14 protein-coding genes are annotated in these 15,599 nt (G+C 64.8%); 12 read left to right on the forward strand and 2 right to left on the reverse strand.

The window, feature by feature from the left end; translation table 11 throughout:
- Window positions 1-2 precede the first annotated feature (2 nt).
- The 7 genes from SOM61_RS03880 (at window position 3) to lpxC (ending at window position 6,667) form a co-directional block, all read left to right on the forward strand.
- A complete protein-coding gene (locus SOM61_RS03880) occupies window positions 3-842 on the forward strand; it encodes a cell division protein FtsQ/DivIB (protein WP_320472870.1) in 840 nt (279 codons plus the stop codon).
- 15 nt (window positions 843-857) lie between these two features.
- Window positions 858-2,090: a cell division protein FtsA gene (gene ftsA / locus SOM61_RS03885; protein ID WP_005668243.1), complete on the forward strand. Its 1,233-nt coding sequence runs from the start codon at window positions 858-860 to the stop codon at window positions 2,088-2,090.
- A 159-nt stretch (window positions 2,091-2,249) separates the two neighbouring features.
- The gene (gene ftsZ / locus SOM61_RS03890; protein ID WP_320472871.1) at window positions 2,250-3,449 is read left to right on the forward strand and encodes a cell division protein FtsZ; all 1,200 of its coding nucleotides are present in this window, start codon (window positions 2,250-2,252) and stop codon (window positions 3,447-3,449) included.
- A gap of 315 nt (window positions 3,450-3,764) precedes the next feature.
- Window positions 3,765-4,268 carry a peroxiredoxin gene (locus SOM61_RS03895; RefSeq protein WP_320472872.1) on the forward strand — a complete coding sequence of 168 codons (504 nt, stop codon included), beginning with the start codon at window positions 3,765-3,767 and terminating at the stop codon, window positions 4,266-4,268.
- A gap of 54 nt (window positions 4,269-4,322) precedes the next feature.
- Window positions 4,323-4,772: a GNAT family N-acetyltransferase gene (locus SOM61_RS03900; RefSeq protein WP_320472873.1), complete on the forward strand. Its 450-nt coding sequence runs from the start codon at window positions 4,323-4,325 to the stop codon at window positions 4,770-4,772.
- The gene (locus SOM61_RS03905; RefSeq protein ID WP_320472874.1) at window positions 4,769-5,650 is read left to right on the forward strand and encodes a DMT family transporter; all 882 of its coding nucleotides are present in this window, start codon (window positions 4,769-4,771) and stop codon (window positions 5,648-5,650) included. Before SOM61_RS03900 ends, SOM61_RS03905 begins: the two co-directional genes overlap by 4 nt.
- 81 nt (window positions 5,651-5,731) lie before the next feature.
- Window positions 5,732-6,667, forward strand: coding sequence for a UDP-3-O-acyl-N-acetylglucosamine deacetylase (lpxC, locus tag SOM61_RS03910; RefSeq protein WP_320472875.1), 936 nt, complete (start codon window positions 5,732-5,734; stop codon window positions 6,665-6,667).
- Between the two features lie 192 nt (window positions 6,668-6,859).
- On the opposite strand, the gene SOM61_RS03915 is transcribed toward lpxC, so the two are convergent.
- Window positions 6,860-7,351: a DciA family protein gene (locus tag SOM61_RS03915; protein WP_320472876.1), complete on the reverse strand. Its 492-nt coding sequence runs from the start codon at window positions 7,349-7,351 to the stop codon at window positions 6,860-6,862.
- A gap of 248 nt (window positions 7,352-7,599) precedes the next feature.
- On the opposite strand from SOM61_RS03915, the gene secA reads away from it, so the two are divergent.
- Complete coding sequence (secA, locus tag SOM61_RS03920; RefSeq protein ID WP_320472877.1) at window positions 7,600-10,386, forward strand: preprotein translocase subunit SecA; 2,787 nt, start codon at window positions 7,600-7,602, stop codon at window positions 10,384-10,386.
- A gap of 47 nt (window positions 10,387-10,433) precedes the next feature.
- Here the strand turns inward: secA and SOM61_RS03925 are convergent, their stop codons facing one another.
- Complete coding sequence (locus SOM61_RS03925) at window positions 10,434-11,492, reverse strand: N-acetylmuramoyl-L-alanine amidase (protein WP_320472878.1); 1,059 nt, start codon at window positions 11,490-11,492, stop codon at window positions 10,434-10,436.
- 139 nt (window positions 11,493-11,631) lie between these two features.
- Between SOM61_RS03925 and argJ the strand changes: the two genes are divergently transcribed.
- Genes argJ through SOM61_RS03945 form a run of 4 tightly spaced genes read left to right on the forward strand, consistent with a single transcriptional unit; the run spans window position 11,632 to window position 15,511 of the window.
- A complete protein-coding gene (gene argJ, locus SOM61_RS03930) occupies window positions 11,632-12,870 on the forward strand; it encodes a bifunctional glutamate N-acetyltransferase/amino-acid acetyltransferase ArgJ (RefSeq protein WP_320472879.1) in 1,239 nt (412 codons plus the stop codon).
- A gap of 3 nt (window positions 12,871-12,873) precedes the next feature.
- On the forward strand, window positions 12,874-13,776 hold the full coding sequence (locus SOM61_RS03935; RefSeq protein ID WP_320472880.1) for an ATP-binding protein: 903 nt from the start codon (window positions 12,874-12,876) through the stop codon (window positions 13,774-13,776).
- Window positions 13,769-14,188 carry an NUDIX domain-containing protein gene (locus SOM61_RS03940; protein WP_320472881.1) on the forward strand — a complete coding sequence of 140 codons (420 nt, stop codon included), beginning with the start codon at window positions 13,769-13,771 and terminating at the stop codon, window positions 14,186-14,188. The genes SOM61_RS03935 and SOM61_RS03940 overlap by 8 nt, the downstream gene beginning before the upstream one ends.
- A gap of 27 nt (window positions 14,189-14,215) precedes the next feature.
- Window positions 14,216-15,511, forward strand: a complete 1,296-nt coding sequence (locus SOM61_RS03945) for a D-amino acid dehydrogenase (RefSeq protein ID WP_320472882.1) — start codon at window positions 14,216-14,218, stop codon at window positions 15,509-15,511.
- Window positions 15,512-15,599 lie beyond the last annotated feature (88 nt).

Here is a 15,599-nt window from a genome sequence, read left to right on the forward strand (position 1 = left end):
AGATGTGGCATGACGTCCGGGCCCTCAACGCGACCGCCAGTTTCATGACGGCGGTGACGGTGCTCGCCGCCCTGATCTCGGGCGTGTGGTGGCTGTCGCAGCGCCCGATGTTCTCGCTCGGTTCGGTGACGGTGGAGAGCATGTACGGGATCGAGTTGAAGCATGTGAACGAACTTACCGTGCGCAACGGCGTGCTCGGCAAGATCCGCGGCAACTTCTTCACCGCCGACCTGGAGCAGGTGCGCGCCACCTTCGAGACCGTGCCCTGGGTGCGCCGCGCCACCGTGCGCCGCGAGTGGCCAAACGCCCTGGTGGTCGAGGTCGAAGAACACGAGGCGCTCGGCACCTGGGGCGAGGACGGCCGCCTGTTGTCGGTGAAGGGCGACGTCTTTACCGCCAACGTGGCCGAGACCGAGGATGAGCAGGCGCTGCCGGCCTTCGACGGTCCGGTCGGCAGCGAGAAGGAAGTGCTGGCCCGCTTCAACGACCTGCGCACGGCGTTCGCGCAGGTGGAGCTGGTGCCGCAGGAGCTGTCGCTGTCCAACCGGTATGCCTGGACCGTAAGGCTGGACAACGGCATGAGCGTCGCACTGGGACGCGAGCAGGATCGCAACACGCTGAGAAAACGCGTGCAGCGCCTGGTCGGCGTCTACCCGCAGCTGGTCGCCCGGCTGCAGGAGGGCCGTATCGATACGATCGATATGCGCTATCCGAACGGACTGGCCCTGTCGTCGGCGGCACTGACCGTGCCGCTCGATGCGACGAAGCCGGTCAAGGCGGCGAAGAAGCCCAAAGAAACACCCAAACATGCAACACCCAATAAAACAACCAAGCAAATCTGAAGCAGGCGAACAGCAATGACAAAAGACGCGAAAAACCTGATCGTCGGCCTCGACATCGGCACCTCCAAGGTGGTGGCCGTGGTCGCCGAGGTGATGTCCGACGGACGCCACGAGGTGATCGGGCTGGGTCAGCACGAGTCGAAAGGATTGAAGAAGGGCGTGGTCGTCAATATCGAGGCCACGGTCGAATCGATCCAGCGCGCGCTCGAGGAAGCCGAGCTGATGGCGGATTGCAAGATCCGCAACGTCTACGCTGGCATCGCCGGCAGCCATATCCGCTCGTTCAATTCGAGCGGGATGGTGGCGATCAAGGACAAGGAAGTGACGGCCACCGACGTGGCGCGCGTGATCGAGACCGCCAAGGCGGTCAACATCCCGACCGACCAGCAACTGCTGCACACGGTGCCGCAGGAATTCATCGTCGACAACCAGGAAGACGTGCGCGAGCCGATCGGCATGAGCGGCATTCGACTGGAAGTACGGGTGCACATCGTCACCGGTGCGGTGTCTGCGGTGCAAAATATTGTAAAGTGCGTGCGCCGTTGCGGACTCGAGGTCTCGGATCTGATCCTGCAACCGATGGCGTCCGCCGACGCGGTGCTGACGGTCGACGAAAAAGAACTGGGCGTGGTCCTGATCGACATCGGCGGCGGCACCACCGACATCGCGGTGTTTTCGGACGGCGCGATTCGCCATACGGCGGTTATCCCGATCGCCGGCGACCAGATCACCAGTGACATCGCAATGGCCTTGCGCACGCCGACCGGCGAGGCGGAGGACATCAAGATCCGCTACGGCGTGGCCAAGCAGGTATTGGCCGATCCGGGCGAGACACTCGAAGTGCCAGGTCTCGGCGACCGCGGCCCACGCGCATTGTCGCGCCAGGCCCTCGCAGCCGTGATCGAGCCTCGGGTGGAAGAATTGTTCGCCATGGTCCACCAGGCCGTGCGCGAATCCGGCTACGAAGGCGTGCTGTCCTCGGGCATCGTGCTGACGGGCGGCAGCTCGATCATGCCGGGCATGATCGAGATGGCGGAAGACATCTTCCTCAAGCCGGCGCGCCTCGGCACACCGGACTACCGCGGCCAGTTGGCCGACGTGGTACGCAGCCCGCGCTATGCGACGGTGCTTGGCCTGCTGCTCGAAGCGAAGAAACAGTACCTGCGCGGCCACATCGTCACGCGCCAGGACGGTTCGGTGAAGGCAGTCTGGCAACGAATGAAGGAGTGGATCGCTGGGAACTTCTGATTCAGGCACAAATAAAGCACTTGGTAACAAATTAGGTAGCGAAAATTCATCACGGGTTACAGGTTTTTACATACAATCGCAGTTACCGGTTTGAGGCAGCGAACCAGCAACGCCAAGGCCTCTTCCCTGGAACCGCATTCTGAGAATAGGGAGTTCATCATGGAGTTCGATATGGTCGATAACGCAGCACTGGGAACCGTGATCAAGGTCGTTGGCGTCGGCGGCGCCGGCGGCAACGCGGTTCAGCACATGATCAACAAAGGTGTGTCCGGTGTCGAGTTCATCGCCGCAAACACGGACGCGCAGGCGCTGGCGGTTTCCGGCGCCAACAACATCATCCAGATCGGCGATTCCGGCCTGGGCGCAGGGATGCGTCCGGAAGTCGGCCGTCAGCTGGCCGAGCAGTCGCGCTCGCGCATCGAAGATGCCCTGCGCGGCGCGCATATGGTCTTCATCGCCGCCGGCATGGGCGGCGGCACCGGCACCGGCGCCGCGCCGATCGTGGCCGAAGTGGCCAAGACCATGGGCGCCCTGACCGTGGCCGTGGTCTCCAAGCCGTTCTCCTACGAAGGCCAGAAGTGCATGGACATCGCCGAGGAAGGCCTCGACGAACTGACCAAGCACGTCGACTCCCTGATCGTCATCCTGAACGAAAAACTGGAAGACATCTACGAAGACGAATCGATGCTCGACTGGATGCAGCACGCCGACGATGTGCTCAACAACGCGGTGGCCGGTATTGCCGAGATCATCAACGTGCCGGGCCACATCAACGTCGACTTCAACGACGTCAAGACCATCATGGGCGAGCAGGGCAAGGCCATGATGGGCACCGCGACCGCATCGGGCGTGGACCGCGCGCGCATCGCGGCCGAACAGGCTGTCGCATCGCCGCTGCTGGACGGCATCGACCTGTCGGGCGCCAAGGGCGTGCTGGTCAACGTGACCGCCAGCCGTGGCCTCAAAGGTAAGGAGATCAAGGAAGTCATGGCCGCCGTGCGCGCCTTCGCGGCGCCGGACGCCTCGATCGCCCAGGGCATCGCCTACGACGACGCGATGGGCGACGAGATCCGCGTGACCGTGGTCGCGACGGGCCTGGGCAAGAACAAGAAGTCGATCCAGCTGGTGCAACCGCAGCAGCAGCTGCGCACCGGCACCTACGATGCGCCGGTGATGCAGGGCGCGGCGGCGGTCGCTGGCGGCCTGACCGCGGGCAAGGCCAGCGCCGACGCCCTGGGCGGCATGAAGCAGCCGGCCGTGTGGCGCCGCGAGCAGGCATCGGAGCAGGTCCAGGCGATGCAGCGCAACGGCGTCGAGACCTACGATATTCCGGCGTTCCTGCGCAAGCAGGCCGATTAAACCGGCACTGTTGATGTAGTGAAGAGGCCAGCGCAAGCTGGCCTTTTTGTTTGCGCCGCGCTGAAATCTCCCTTGACCCGCGCCCCCAACCCGTCGTTCCCGCGAAGGCGGGAACCCAAGTCCGATGCGCAGCCACAACGATCGAGCAACAGGCAGCGCACGCAAACTTGGGTACCCGCCTTCGCGGGTACGACGTGCGAACGCTGCGGGTACGACGTGCGAACGCTGCGGGACGAAGGATGTCGTCATCGCCAGCACACCCACCCCAGATCAGCGATAATGGCAAGATTCACAAAACATCAACAGGAGAAAAGCATGACCATCCAGATCGGCGACCGACTGCCGGAAGGCACCCTCGCGGAATTCATCGAGAACGAGACCGAAGGCTGCAGCCTGGGCCCGAACACCTTCCAGGTGGCGGACCTCGTGAAAGGCAAGAAGATCGTGATCTTCGGCCTGCCGGGCGCCTTCACCCCGGGTTGCTCGGTGCAGCACGTGCCGGGCTACGTCAAGCACGCCGACGACATTCGCGCCAAGGGCGTCGATGAAATCTGGTGCATCTCGGTCAACGACGCCTTCGTGATGGGCGCCTGGGGCCGCGACCAGAAGGCCACCGGCATCGTGCGCATGATGGCCGACGGTAACGCCACCTTCACCAAGGCCCTCGGCCTGGACAACGACTTCTCGGCCCACGGCATGGGCACGCGCTCGAAGCGCTACTCGATGCTGGTCGAGGATGGCGTGGTCAAGACCCTGGACATCGACGCCAAGGGCATCGACGCCTCGAGCGCCGAATCGATGCTGCAGAAACTGGGCTGATTCCCTACCGGATCCGCACATGACAAAACGGCGCCGCGGCGCCGTTTCCTACTTATGATCATCAATACCGAAACCCCCGACCAGCCCGAAGTGCGGGCCATGCTGGAAAAACTCGACGCCTATTGCGCCGCGTTGTACCCGGCCGAGAGCAATCACCTGCTGGACATCGACGCGCTGCTGGCCGGCGACGTGCTGTTCCTGGTGGCGCGCAACATCGACGGTGCGGCGGTCGGCTGCGCGGCCCTGGTCAACCGCGGCGCCTATGGCGAAGTCAAGCGCATGTACGTGGACGAGGCGCGCCGCGGCCTGGGGACTGGAAAGAAGCTGCTGGAACACCTGGCGATGTTCGCGCGCATGTCGGGCCTGGGCGAACTGAAGCTCGAAACCGGCATCCACCAGCCGGCGGCGATCGCGCTGTACGAAGGTTTCGGTTTCAGCCGCTGCGAGCCGTTCGGCGATTACCAACCCGATCCTCTCAGCCTGTTCATGGAAAAACGGCTATGACGGCGCGTGGCCGCAACCTGTACAGCATCTATGCGATGCTGCTCGCCGTCTTCATGTTCGCCCTGATGGACACGGCCATGAAGCTGCTGGCGGCGCGCTATCCGGCGCTACAGGTGGCGGCGCTGCGCGCCATCTGCTCGTTGCCGCTGATCGCCGTCTACGTGGCCTGGCGCGGCGCGTTCGCGGGCATCTTCCAGGTACGCTGGCCGATGCACTTCCTGCGCGGCGTGCTCGGGATCCTGATGCTGGCCCTGTTCGCCTTCGGCCTCAAGAAGCTGTCGCTGGCCGAGGCCTATTCGATCTTCTTCATCGCGCCCGCCCTGATCACGGCGCTGTCGGTCCTGTTATTGAAAGAGCGCGTCAACCTGGCGCGCTGGGTGGCGATCGCGGTGGGCCTGGGCGGCGTGCTGGTCGTGCTGCGTCCCAGTGGCGCGGGCTTTCTCACCATCGGCGGCCTGGCGGTGCTGGGCGCGGCGGCCTGCTATGCGGTGTCGGCGATCACGGTACGGGTGCTGGCGCGCAGCGACCGCAGCGAACATACGGTGTTCTGGCTGATCGTGATGATCGCGGCGGGCGCCGGCCTGCTGGCGGCGCCGGGCTGGGTCTTGATTCCGGCCAGCGAGATCCCGCTGCTGTGCGGCCTGGCAGTGTCGGGCTTCATCGGCCAGCTGGCGATCACCGAGGCGTTTTCGCGCGGCGAGGCCTCGAGCGTGGCGCCGTTTGAGTATTCGGCCCTGGCCTGGGGCGTGGGCCTGGACTGGCTGCTGTGGCGCGCGCTGCCCGACGGCTGGACGCTGGCCGGCGCGGCCATCATCATCGGCAGCGGCCTGTATCTTATCCGGCACGAAAAAGACCACGTCGAAGCCGAGCATCCATGATGTGTCGCTCGCGCGCCACCGCCGCCGGGCCAATCGGGGGAGGCGGCGGCAAGCATGTAAACGCTGGGCTATAATCGGCCCATGCTGAAACAACGAACCATCAAGGAACTGGTCCGCACCACGGGTGTCGGCCTGCACTCCGGCCGCAAGGTCGAGCTGACCCTGCGCCCGGCCGCGCCCGATACCGGCATCGTGTTCCGCCGCGTCGACATGGACCCGATCGTGGCCATCCCGAGCTCCGCCCACGTGGTGGGCGATACCCGCATGGCCTCGGTGCTGATCAAGGACGACGCCCGCGTCTCGACCGTCGAGCACGTGATGTCGGCCTGCGCCGGACTGGGGATCGACAACCTGTTCATCGACGTCACGGCCGAGGAAATCCCGATCATGGACGGTTCGGCATCGTCCTTCGTGTTCCTGCTGCAGCAGGCCGGCGTCGAAGAGCAAGCGCCACTGCGCAAGTTCATCCGCGTGCTCAAGGACGTCGAAGTGCGCCAGGGCAGCGGCGCCAACGAGAAATGGGCCCGCCTGTCGCCGCACAACGGCTACAAGCTCGACTTCTTCATCGAATTCAACCACCCGGCGGTGGACGGCACCATGCAGCGCGCCACCGTCGATTTCGGCGACATCACCTATGTGCGCGACGTGGCGCGTGCCCGCACCTTCGGCTTCATGCAAGACGTCGAGAGCCTGCGCGGCATGGGCCTGGCGCGCGGCGGCTCGTTCGAGAATGCGATCGTGATGGACGAATACCGCATCCTGAACACCGACGGCCTGCGCTACGAGGACGAGTTCGTGCGCCACAAGATCCTGGACGCGATCGGCGACCTGTACCTGGTCGGCCATCCGCTGCTGGCCAGCTATACCGCGCACAAATCGGGCCACGCGCTCAACAACGAGCTGCTGCGCGCACTGCTGGCCCAGCCGGATTCGTATGAGATCGTTACCTTCGAGGACCTGGGCACGGCGCCGCCGTCGTATGTGCGGCAGATGACGCGGGAGTGGGCGCAGAGCTGATCGTACGTTGGCCGTCTTCAGGTTATTGGCTGTTCTGAAAACTTGGGTTCCCGCCTGCGCGGGAACGACGTGCGAAAGTTCGGGTCGGACGCCAACGTATCGACTTGCCACCAGCCATAAAACCGTCGTTCCTGCCACTGGCAGCAACGACTCCCCGCGAAGGCGGGGACCCAAGTTTCCCCAACAACACCATTACCTCCGCTTCGCCGCCAGCGCCTTGATCGCCGCCACCAGATCCCGATTCTGCTGCGTATCCGGCAGCGATTCCGCCAGTTCCTCGAACGCCTGCACCGCGCGCGGCGGCAGTTCGAGCGTGCGCATCTCGGGCCGGTCGGGCAGGGCGCGCGTCACCTGCAGCTTGATCTTGGTCGATTCCACCTGCCAGCCCTTCTGCAGCAGGGTGGTCTGCAGCTTCGGCATCAGCTGCTTGAGGCGGGCCGCCAGCGCCGAGCTGGGCACGGCCAGGGTCAGGACGCCCTCCTGGAACGAAAGCACGTCGCAGTTATGAAAGATCGCCGGCAGCGCCGTGGCGCAGTCGGCCTGCAGGCGCGCCATGCGGCCGACGGCCGGCAGCAGGCTGGCCATGCGGTCGTTGGCGCGCAAGAAGTCGGTGGCGGCGTGCGAGGTCTGCCGGGTGCTGGTCCCGAAAATATGGAAGGGACGCTTGGGAGGAGATTGCTGCATGCTTGGAACATACCACAGCGCCCGCGCTTTGGGCGGACCGGGTGGCGGATCGGCTGCCGCGGGAGCGCCATCGAAGCCAGTTTGATAACTTTTCTGGCTCGGCAGGACTTGTTATCCTGCCTACGATCCCCAAGTGTGGCCGGATCGCATGATAAAATCAGTGGTTATTTGCCTAACGCGGTCTTTGGTGCTTATCGCTTTGATATCATCTTGGCTTCTCTTTGCGGCGTATTTTTCTAGAACACAGCATGTCATTCCTGACCCAGATTTTCGGCAGCCGTAACTCGCGTCTGCTCAAGCAGTACCAAAAGACCGTGCGTCAGATCAACGCGCTCGAGCCACAAATGGAGCAGCTTTCGGATACCGAGCTGCAAGCCAAGACGCCTGAATTCAAGGATCGCCTCGCCAAGGGCCAGACCCTGGACGACATCCTGCCAGAGGCCTTCGCCGTCTGCCGCGAAGCGGCCAAGCGCGTCCTCAAGATGCGCCACTTCGACGTGCAGCTGATTGGCGGCATGGTCCTGCACCAAGGCAAGATCGCAGAGATGGGCACCGGTGAGGGTAAAACCCTGATGGCGACCCTGCCGGTCTACCTGAACGGTCTGTCGGGCAAGGGCGTGCACGTCATTACCGTCAATGACTACCTGGCCCAGCGCGATGCGGACCAGATGGGTCAGCTGTACGGCTGGCTGGGCCTGTCCACCGGCGTCAACCTGTCGCAGCTCGACCACGACAGCAAGCAGAAGGCCTACGGTTCCGACATCACCTACGGCACCAATAACGAATTCGGCTTCGACTACCTGCGCGATAATATGGTCTACGACGCGCGCGAACGCGTGCAGCGCAGCCTGAATTTCTCCGTGGTCGACGAGGTCGACTCGATCCTGATCGACGAGGCGCGCACCCCGCTGATCATTTCGGGCCAGGCCGAGAACCACACCGACCTGTACCACCGCCTGAACGAAGTCCCGCTCAAGCTGACCCAGCAGATCGGTGAAGAAACCCCGGACGGCAAGGGCAAGATCGAAGTCCCGGGCGACTACCTGAAGGACGAGAAGGCGCACACCGTGCTGCTGACCGAATCGGGTCACGAGCATGCCGAAGCGATCCTGACCGAGATGGGCCTGTTGCCCGAAGGCGCGTCGCTCTACGACGCCGCCAACATCACCCTGATCCACCACCTGTACGCGGCGCTGCGCGCCCACGTCCTGTACCACAAGGATCAGCACTACGTGGTGCAGAACAACGAAGTCGTGATCGTCGACGAATTCACCGGCCGCCTGATGACGGGCCGCCGCTGGTCGGATGGCCTGCACCAGGCGGTGGAGGCGAAAGAAGGCGTGCGCATCCAGAACGAGAACCAGACCCTGGCCTCGATCACCTTCCAGAACTACTTCCGCATGTACGCCAAGCTGGCGGGCATGACCGGTACGGCCGACACCGAAGCCTTCGAATTCCAGGATATCTACAGCCTGGAAACCGTGGTCGTGCCGCCGAACCGCCCATCGCAGCGCAAGGACCGCCAGGACCAGGTTTACAAGACCTCGGACGAGAAGTACAACGCGATGGTCAACGACATCCGCGATTGCTACGAGCGCGGCCAGCCGGTACTGGTCGGCACCACCTCGATCGAGAACTCCGAGATGCTGTCCGGGATCCTGACCAAGGCCGGCCTGCAGCACAATGTCCTGAACGCGAAACAGCACGCTCGCGAAGCCGAGATCATCGCCCAGGCCGGCCGGCCGAAGATGATCACGATCGCCACCAATATGGCCGGTCGCGGTACCGACATCGTCCTGGGCGGCAATGTCGGCAAGCAGATCCAGCTGATCGAAGCCGACGCCAACCTGTCGGATGCCGACAAGGCGACCCAGTCGCAGAAACTGCGCGACGAATGGCAATCGCTGCACGACCACGTGGTCAATGCCGGCGGCCTGCACATCATCGGCACCGAGCGCCACGAATCGCGCCGGGTCGACAACCAGCTGCGCGGCCGTTCGGGCCGCCAGGGTGACCCGGGTTCCTCGCGCTTCTACCTGTGCCTGGACGACGCGCTGCTGCGCATCTTCGCCGGCGACCGCGTGCGCGCCATCATGGACCGCCTCAAGATGCCGGAAGGCGAACCGATCGAGGCGGGCATCGTGTCGCGCTCGATCGAGTCGGCCCAGCGCAAGGTCGAAGCCCGCAACTTCGACATCCGCAAGCAGCTGCTCGAGTACGACGACGTCGCCAACGACCAGCGCAAGGTGATCTACACCCAGCGTAACGAACTCTTGGAGTCGACCGACATCAGCGAGATGATCAACTCGCTGCGCGTGGGCGTGTTCACCGACCTGGTGCGCGACTACGTGCCGGCCGAATCGGTCGAGGAACAGTGGGATGTCAAGACGCTGGAAACCACGCTGTCGTCCGAATGGAGCCTGGATGTGCCGCTGCAGCAGATGCTGCAGGACGAACCGAACCTGAACGACGACGACATCCTCGAGCGCGTACTGGCCGCGGCCGATGCGGCCTACGCCACCAAGATCGGCGTGGTGGGCAAGGAATCGTTCGGCGGCTTCGAGCGCAACGTCATGCTGCAGAGCGTGGACACCCACTGGCGCGAACACCTCGCGGCGCTGGACCACCTGCGCCAGGGCATCCACCTGCGCGGCTATGCGCAGAAGAACCCGAAGCAGGAATACAAGCGCGAAGCGTTCCAGCTGTTCAGCAGCATGCTGGACCTGATCAAGAACGAAGTGATCCGCACCGTGATGACCGTGCGCATCCAGTCGCGCGAAGAAGTCGAGGCGGCCGAGGCGGCGATGGCGGCCCAGGCGGCGCAGCTGGAAAACGTCAACTACCAGCACGCCGACTTCAACCCGTCGGCGGCGCCGGAAGAACTGCTCAATCCGAACCCGAACCGCAGCGGCGAAGGCGAGGCCGTATCGGCCGAAGACCACAGCAGCTATATGGGCGTGAAGGTCGGCCGCAACGATCCATGCCCTTGCGGCAGCGGCAAGAAGTTCAAGCAGTGCCACGGCAAGCTGGCGTAATCAGTCACTAGCGAGCATGCGAAACGGCCGGGGCGACCCGGCCGTTTTCATTCGTCCATCACCATCCGCCTGTAGCGCTCCCAATCCCAGCCCGCGCCCGGATCGGTATGCGTCTGTCCGGCATGGTTCACATGCCCCTTCACGTTGTAATCGGCCTCCGCCAGCACCGCGTTCCAGCCACGGCTGCCGTCGTACACCCGCGGCGTAATGTTGCGCGCGGCCAGAATGGCGCGCGCCACGCCGCTCGAGGCCAATAGCATCGCCTCTGAATACCAGGCGTCCGGCTGCTCGACAAAGCCTTCGTGCTCGATCCCGACCGTGTGGCCGTTGGCGCTGCCCGCATGCCAGGCCTTGTCGCTTTCCCTCACCATCTGCGTGACCTGGCCGTCGGAGGACCGCACCAGGTAGTGGGCGCTCACGCCGGCGCTGCAGTTGCGGAACCATGAGATGGCGCCCGCATACGAGCCCTGGATCGTGTGGATGGTTACGTGGCTGACCGCCAGCGTGCGGCCAGCATAATTGCAGCTCGCGGCCGGCAGCCATAGCTCGTCAGGATAGTCGGCCAGCGTCAGCACGCGCGCCGACAGCACGTCGAGCCGCGCCTGGCCATAGATGCGCGCCAGGTCGACCGGATGCTGCGTCACCGCGAAGTCCATGCCCTGGCGTCCTTGGCGGATCGCCATATAGATGTCGTAGGTGTGGATCTGCGCGATGTCGCGCCCGGCGATGCCGGCCAGGCGCGCCAGCGCAGCTTCCCAGGCTTCCAGCGGCGATGTCCGGTCCAGTCCCGGGCCATACAGGGAGAGCAGGGCAGCCCCGCCGCGGATATTGCTGGGCGTATCGAGCGCCAGCTGGCGCGACGGCATGCCGAGCAGGGCGGCGGCCAGGCGCAGCGAGCGGCCGAAGTGCGGATCGTCGCGCAAGCCCATGATGCCGTGGGACAGCGGCATGCCATGGTGCGATTCGGTCTGCGGCGATGGTGGAAGCCAGCGCGTCTCGGCCCAGGCGACAGCTTCGAGCAGCGCGCGCGGCACGTCGAACTCGCGCGCGGCGTCGTCGAAAATCTCGTAGAGGCGCCGGGCGGTGGCATTCGATTCGGTCGGCATCGCGGTCTTTCCTGTGGGTGCCAGCCCATATTTTTCCTAATGGCATCTGCGCACATTGATGTGCGGCAGAAACCTCGCAGCATCGCCAGGTCGCTGGCGTTACAATAACGAATTCGACAATTTTTCCAACGAGATCACCATGGCCGTCAATTCCCCCCTGCCAGTCGCCGCCGACCTGAAGCCCGTCAACGGTGTCGAGATCGGCTTTGCCGAAGCCGGCATCAAGAAGCCGAACCGCAAGGACATCCTGATCATGAAGCTGGCCGAAGGCGCGACCGTCTCCGGCGTGTTCACCCTGAACCGCTTCTGCGCGGCGCCGGTGCAGGTGAGCAAGGCCAACCTCGAGGCCGTGAAGCACGGCGGTGCGCCGATCCGCGCGCTGGTGGTCAATACGGGTAACGCCAATGCCGGCACCGGCGAGCAGGGCCTGGCCAATGCCAATGCCACCTGCGCCGAAGTGGCCAAGTTACTGGGCCTCGAGGCCGGCCAGGTGCTGCCATTTTCGACCGGCGTGATCCTGGAACAGCTGCCGATGCCCAAGCTGCTGGCCGGACTGCCTGCCGCCGCCACGAGCCTGAAGGCGGACAACTGGTTTAACGCCGCCGAGGCGATCATGACCACCGACACCCAGCCGAAGGCCGCCTCGCGCACCGTCACCATCGGCGGCCACGCCGTGACGATGACCGGCATCAGCAAGGGCGCCGGCATGATCAAGCCGAATATGGCGACCATGCTCGGCTACCTGGCGATCGACGCCAGGGTCGCCCAGCCGGTGCTGGACGAACTGGTCAAGCACGCGGCCGACCACTCGTTCAACGCGATCACCATCGATGGCGACACCTCGACCAACGATTCCTTCATCGTGATCGCCACCGGCACCGGCGGCCTGTCGATCGACGCTGCCAGCGGCGCCGACTACGAAGCGCTCAAGGATGCCGTCACCGACATCTCGCGCAACCTGGCGCAGCAGATCATCCGCGACGGCGAAGGCGCGACCAAGTTCATGACCATCACGGTCGACGAAGGCAATGACGTGGCGGAGTGCCGCAAGATCGCCTACGCGATCGCCCACTCGCCGCTGGTCAAGACCGCCTTCTTCGCGTCCGACCCGAACCTGGGCCGCATCCTGGCCGCGGTCGGCTACGCCGGCGTCGACGACCTCGACGTGACCAAGCTCGACCTCTACCTGGACGACGTCTGGGTAGCGAAGGCGGGCGGCCGCAATCCGGATTACAAGGAAGAAGACGGCCAGCGCGTGATGAAGCAATCCGAGATCACGGTGCGCGTCAAGCTGGCCCGCGGCGACGCCACGGCCACCGTCTGGACCTGCGACCTGTCGCACGACTACGTCTCGATCAACGCTGACTACCGTTCCTGATCGATGACGCCGCTGGATCAGTTTCTGCGCCGCGCCGAAGGCCTGCTCGAGCGCCTGGAGGCGGTGCTGCCGCCGGCCACCGCGCGCGAGCCGGACTGGAAGCGCAGCTTCGCCTTCCGCTGGCGCCGGCGCTCAGTTGGCGCCCTCCATGGGGGCGGCAACTACCTGCAGCCAGTGCTGCATGCCTCGACCATCAAGCTCGAAGACCTGCACCACGTCGCGGCGCAAAAACGTCAGATCGAGCAGAACACGCGCCAGTTCGTGGCGCGCCGCCCCGCCAATAACGTGCTGCTCACCGGCGCGCGCGGCACCGGCAAGTCGTCTCTGATCAAGGCTTGCCTGAACGCCTTCGCCGACCAGGGCCTGCGCCTGATCGAGGTCGACAAGGCCGACCTGGCCGACCTGCCGGACATCATCGACCTGGTCGCCGGCCGGCCCGAGCGCTTCGTGGTCTTTTGCGACGACCTGTCGTTCGAAGAAGGCGAAGCCGGCTACAAGGCGCTGAAGGTGGCGCTCGACGGCAGCATCACGGCGCAGTCGGACAATGTGCTGATCTACGCCACCTCGAACCGGCGTCACCTGATGCCCGAGAAAATGTCGGACAACGCCAGCTACCGCCATGGCGAGGATGGCGACCTGCACCCGGGCGAGACGGTCGAAGAGAAGATCTCGCTGTCGGAGCGGTTCGGCCTGTGGCTGTCGTTCTACCCGTTCCGCCAGGACGACTACCTGGACATCGTCGGCCACTGGCTGGCCGACTTCGGTTGCACGCAACAACAGATCGAGGCCGCGCGGCCGGAGGCCCTGCAGTGGGCCCTGCAGCGCGGCTCGCGCTCGGGGCGCGTGGCCTGGCAATTCGCGAAGGACTATGCCGGCAAGCTGCCGGATGCATCATCGAATGACTGAAACGCATACCAACCAACCACCGGTCGACGTCGCCGTCGGCATCCTGATGCGGCCCGACGGCGACGTCCTGCTCGGCCAGCGTCCCGACGGCAAACCGTATGCCGGCTACTGGGAGTTCCCGGGCGGGAAAGTCGAAGCCGGTGAAGCCATCTTCGCCGCCTTGCAGCGCGAGTTCATGGAAGAACTGGGCGTGCAGGTGGTGAGCGGCGAGGCCTGGTGCTGCGTCGAGCACGTGTACGAACACGCCCACGTGCGCCTGTACTTCTACATCTGCCGCGAGTGGCTGGGGGAGCCGCAGAGCCTGGAAGGCCAGGCCTTCGCCTGGCAGGGAGCCTTCGGCGTCTCCCCGCTGCTGCCGGCCACCATCCCGCTGCTCGAATGGCTCGACCGGGTCCGATATTCAGAACGTTAAGCGGACCGCCAATCTTAAGGAGAACGTGTGAAGGTCATCATCCTCGGCAGTGGCGTCATCGGAACCGCATCGGCGTATTTCCTGGCCAAGGCCGGGCATGACGTCACCGTGATCGAGCGCCAGCCGGGCGCCGGGATGGAGACCAGTTTCGGCAATGCCGGCGAGATCTCGCCCGGCTATGCCACGCCATGGGCCGGCCCCGGCGTGCCGATGAAGGCCCTCAGGTGGCTGGCGATGCGGCACAGCCCCCTGGTGATCCGGCCGAGGATGGATCCGCAGCAGTGGCGTTGGATCCTGCAGATGCTGGCCAACTGCAATACCCGCAGCTACCAGGTCAACAAGAGCCGCATGGTGCGCCTGGCCGAGTACAGCCGCGACGTGCTGGTCCAGCTGCGGCTTGATACCGGCATCGCCTACGACGAGCGCAGCAAGGGCACCCTGCAGCTGTTCCGCACCCAGAAGCAGTTCGATGGTGCGCACACCGACACCGAGGTGCTGGAGCGTTCCGGCGTGCCCTATAAACTGCTCGACCGGCAAGGCTGCACGCAGTACGAACCGGCGCTCGCGCGCGTGCCCGGGAACTACCTGGGCGGCCTGCTGCTGCCCAACGACGAGACCGGCGACTGCTTCAAGTTCACCCAGGCGCTGGCAGGCTTGGCCAAGGGCCTGGGCGTCAAATTCCGGCACGAGGTCAAGATCGAACGCCTGAACGTCGAGGGCGATCGCGTGACCGGCGTCGTCACCGACAAGGGCGAACTGAAATCCGAGGCCTTCGTGCTGGCGCTGGGCAGCTACTCTCCGCTGATGCTCAGGCAGATCGGCATCCACATCCCGGTCTATCCGGTGAAGGGTTATTCGATCACGGTGCCGATCGCCGATGCATCGGGCGCGCCCGAATCGACCGTAATGGACGAGACCTATAAAGTGGCGATCACGCGCCTGGGCGACCGCATCCGCGTCGGCGGCACGGCGGAGCTGTGCGGCTACGACCTGCGCCTGCACCAGGCGCGGCGCGATACGCTCGAACATTCGGTGACGAACCTGTTCCCCGACGGCGGCGACGTGCGCCAGGCCTCGTTCTGGTGCGGGCTGCGGCCGATGACGCCGGACGGCACGCCGGTGATCGGGCCGACGCCGTATCGCAACCTGTTCCTGAACACGGGGCACGGCACGCTGGGCTGGACCATGTCGTGCGGGTCGGGGCGGGTGCTGGCGGATATCCTGTCGGGACGCCAGCCCGAGATCGGGCTGGAAGGGCTGTTCATGGACCGCTATGGGCGGCGCAACAAGCCGGTGGTGGTGCCGGCGGGGATCAGCCGCTAAGCTCGAAGTCGGTCAATACGCTAAGCACGTCGTTCCCGCGCAGGCGGGAACCCAAGTTTGCCAGCGCTATGGTGTCGTTTGAAGGAGT

This window comes from Massilia sp. CFBP9012, assembly GCF_034045115.1.
Classification (GTDB): Bacteria; Pseudomonadota; Gammaproteobacteria; order Burkholderiales; family Burkholderiaceae_D; genus Telluria.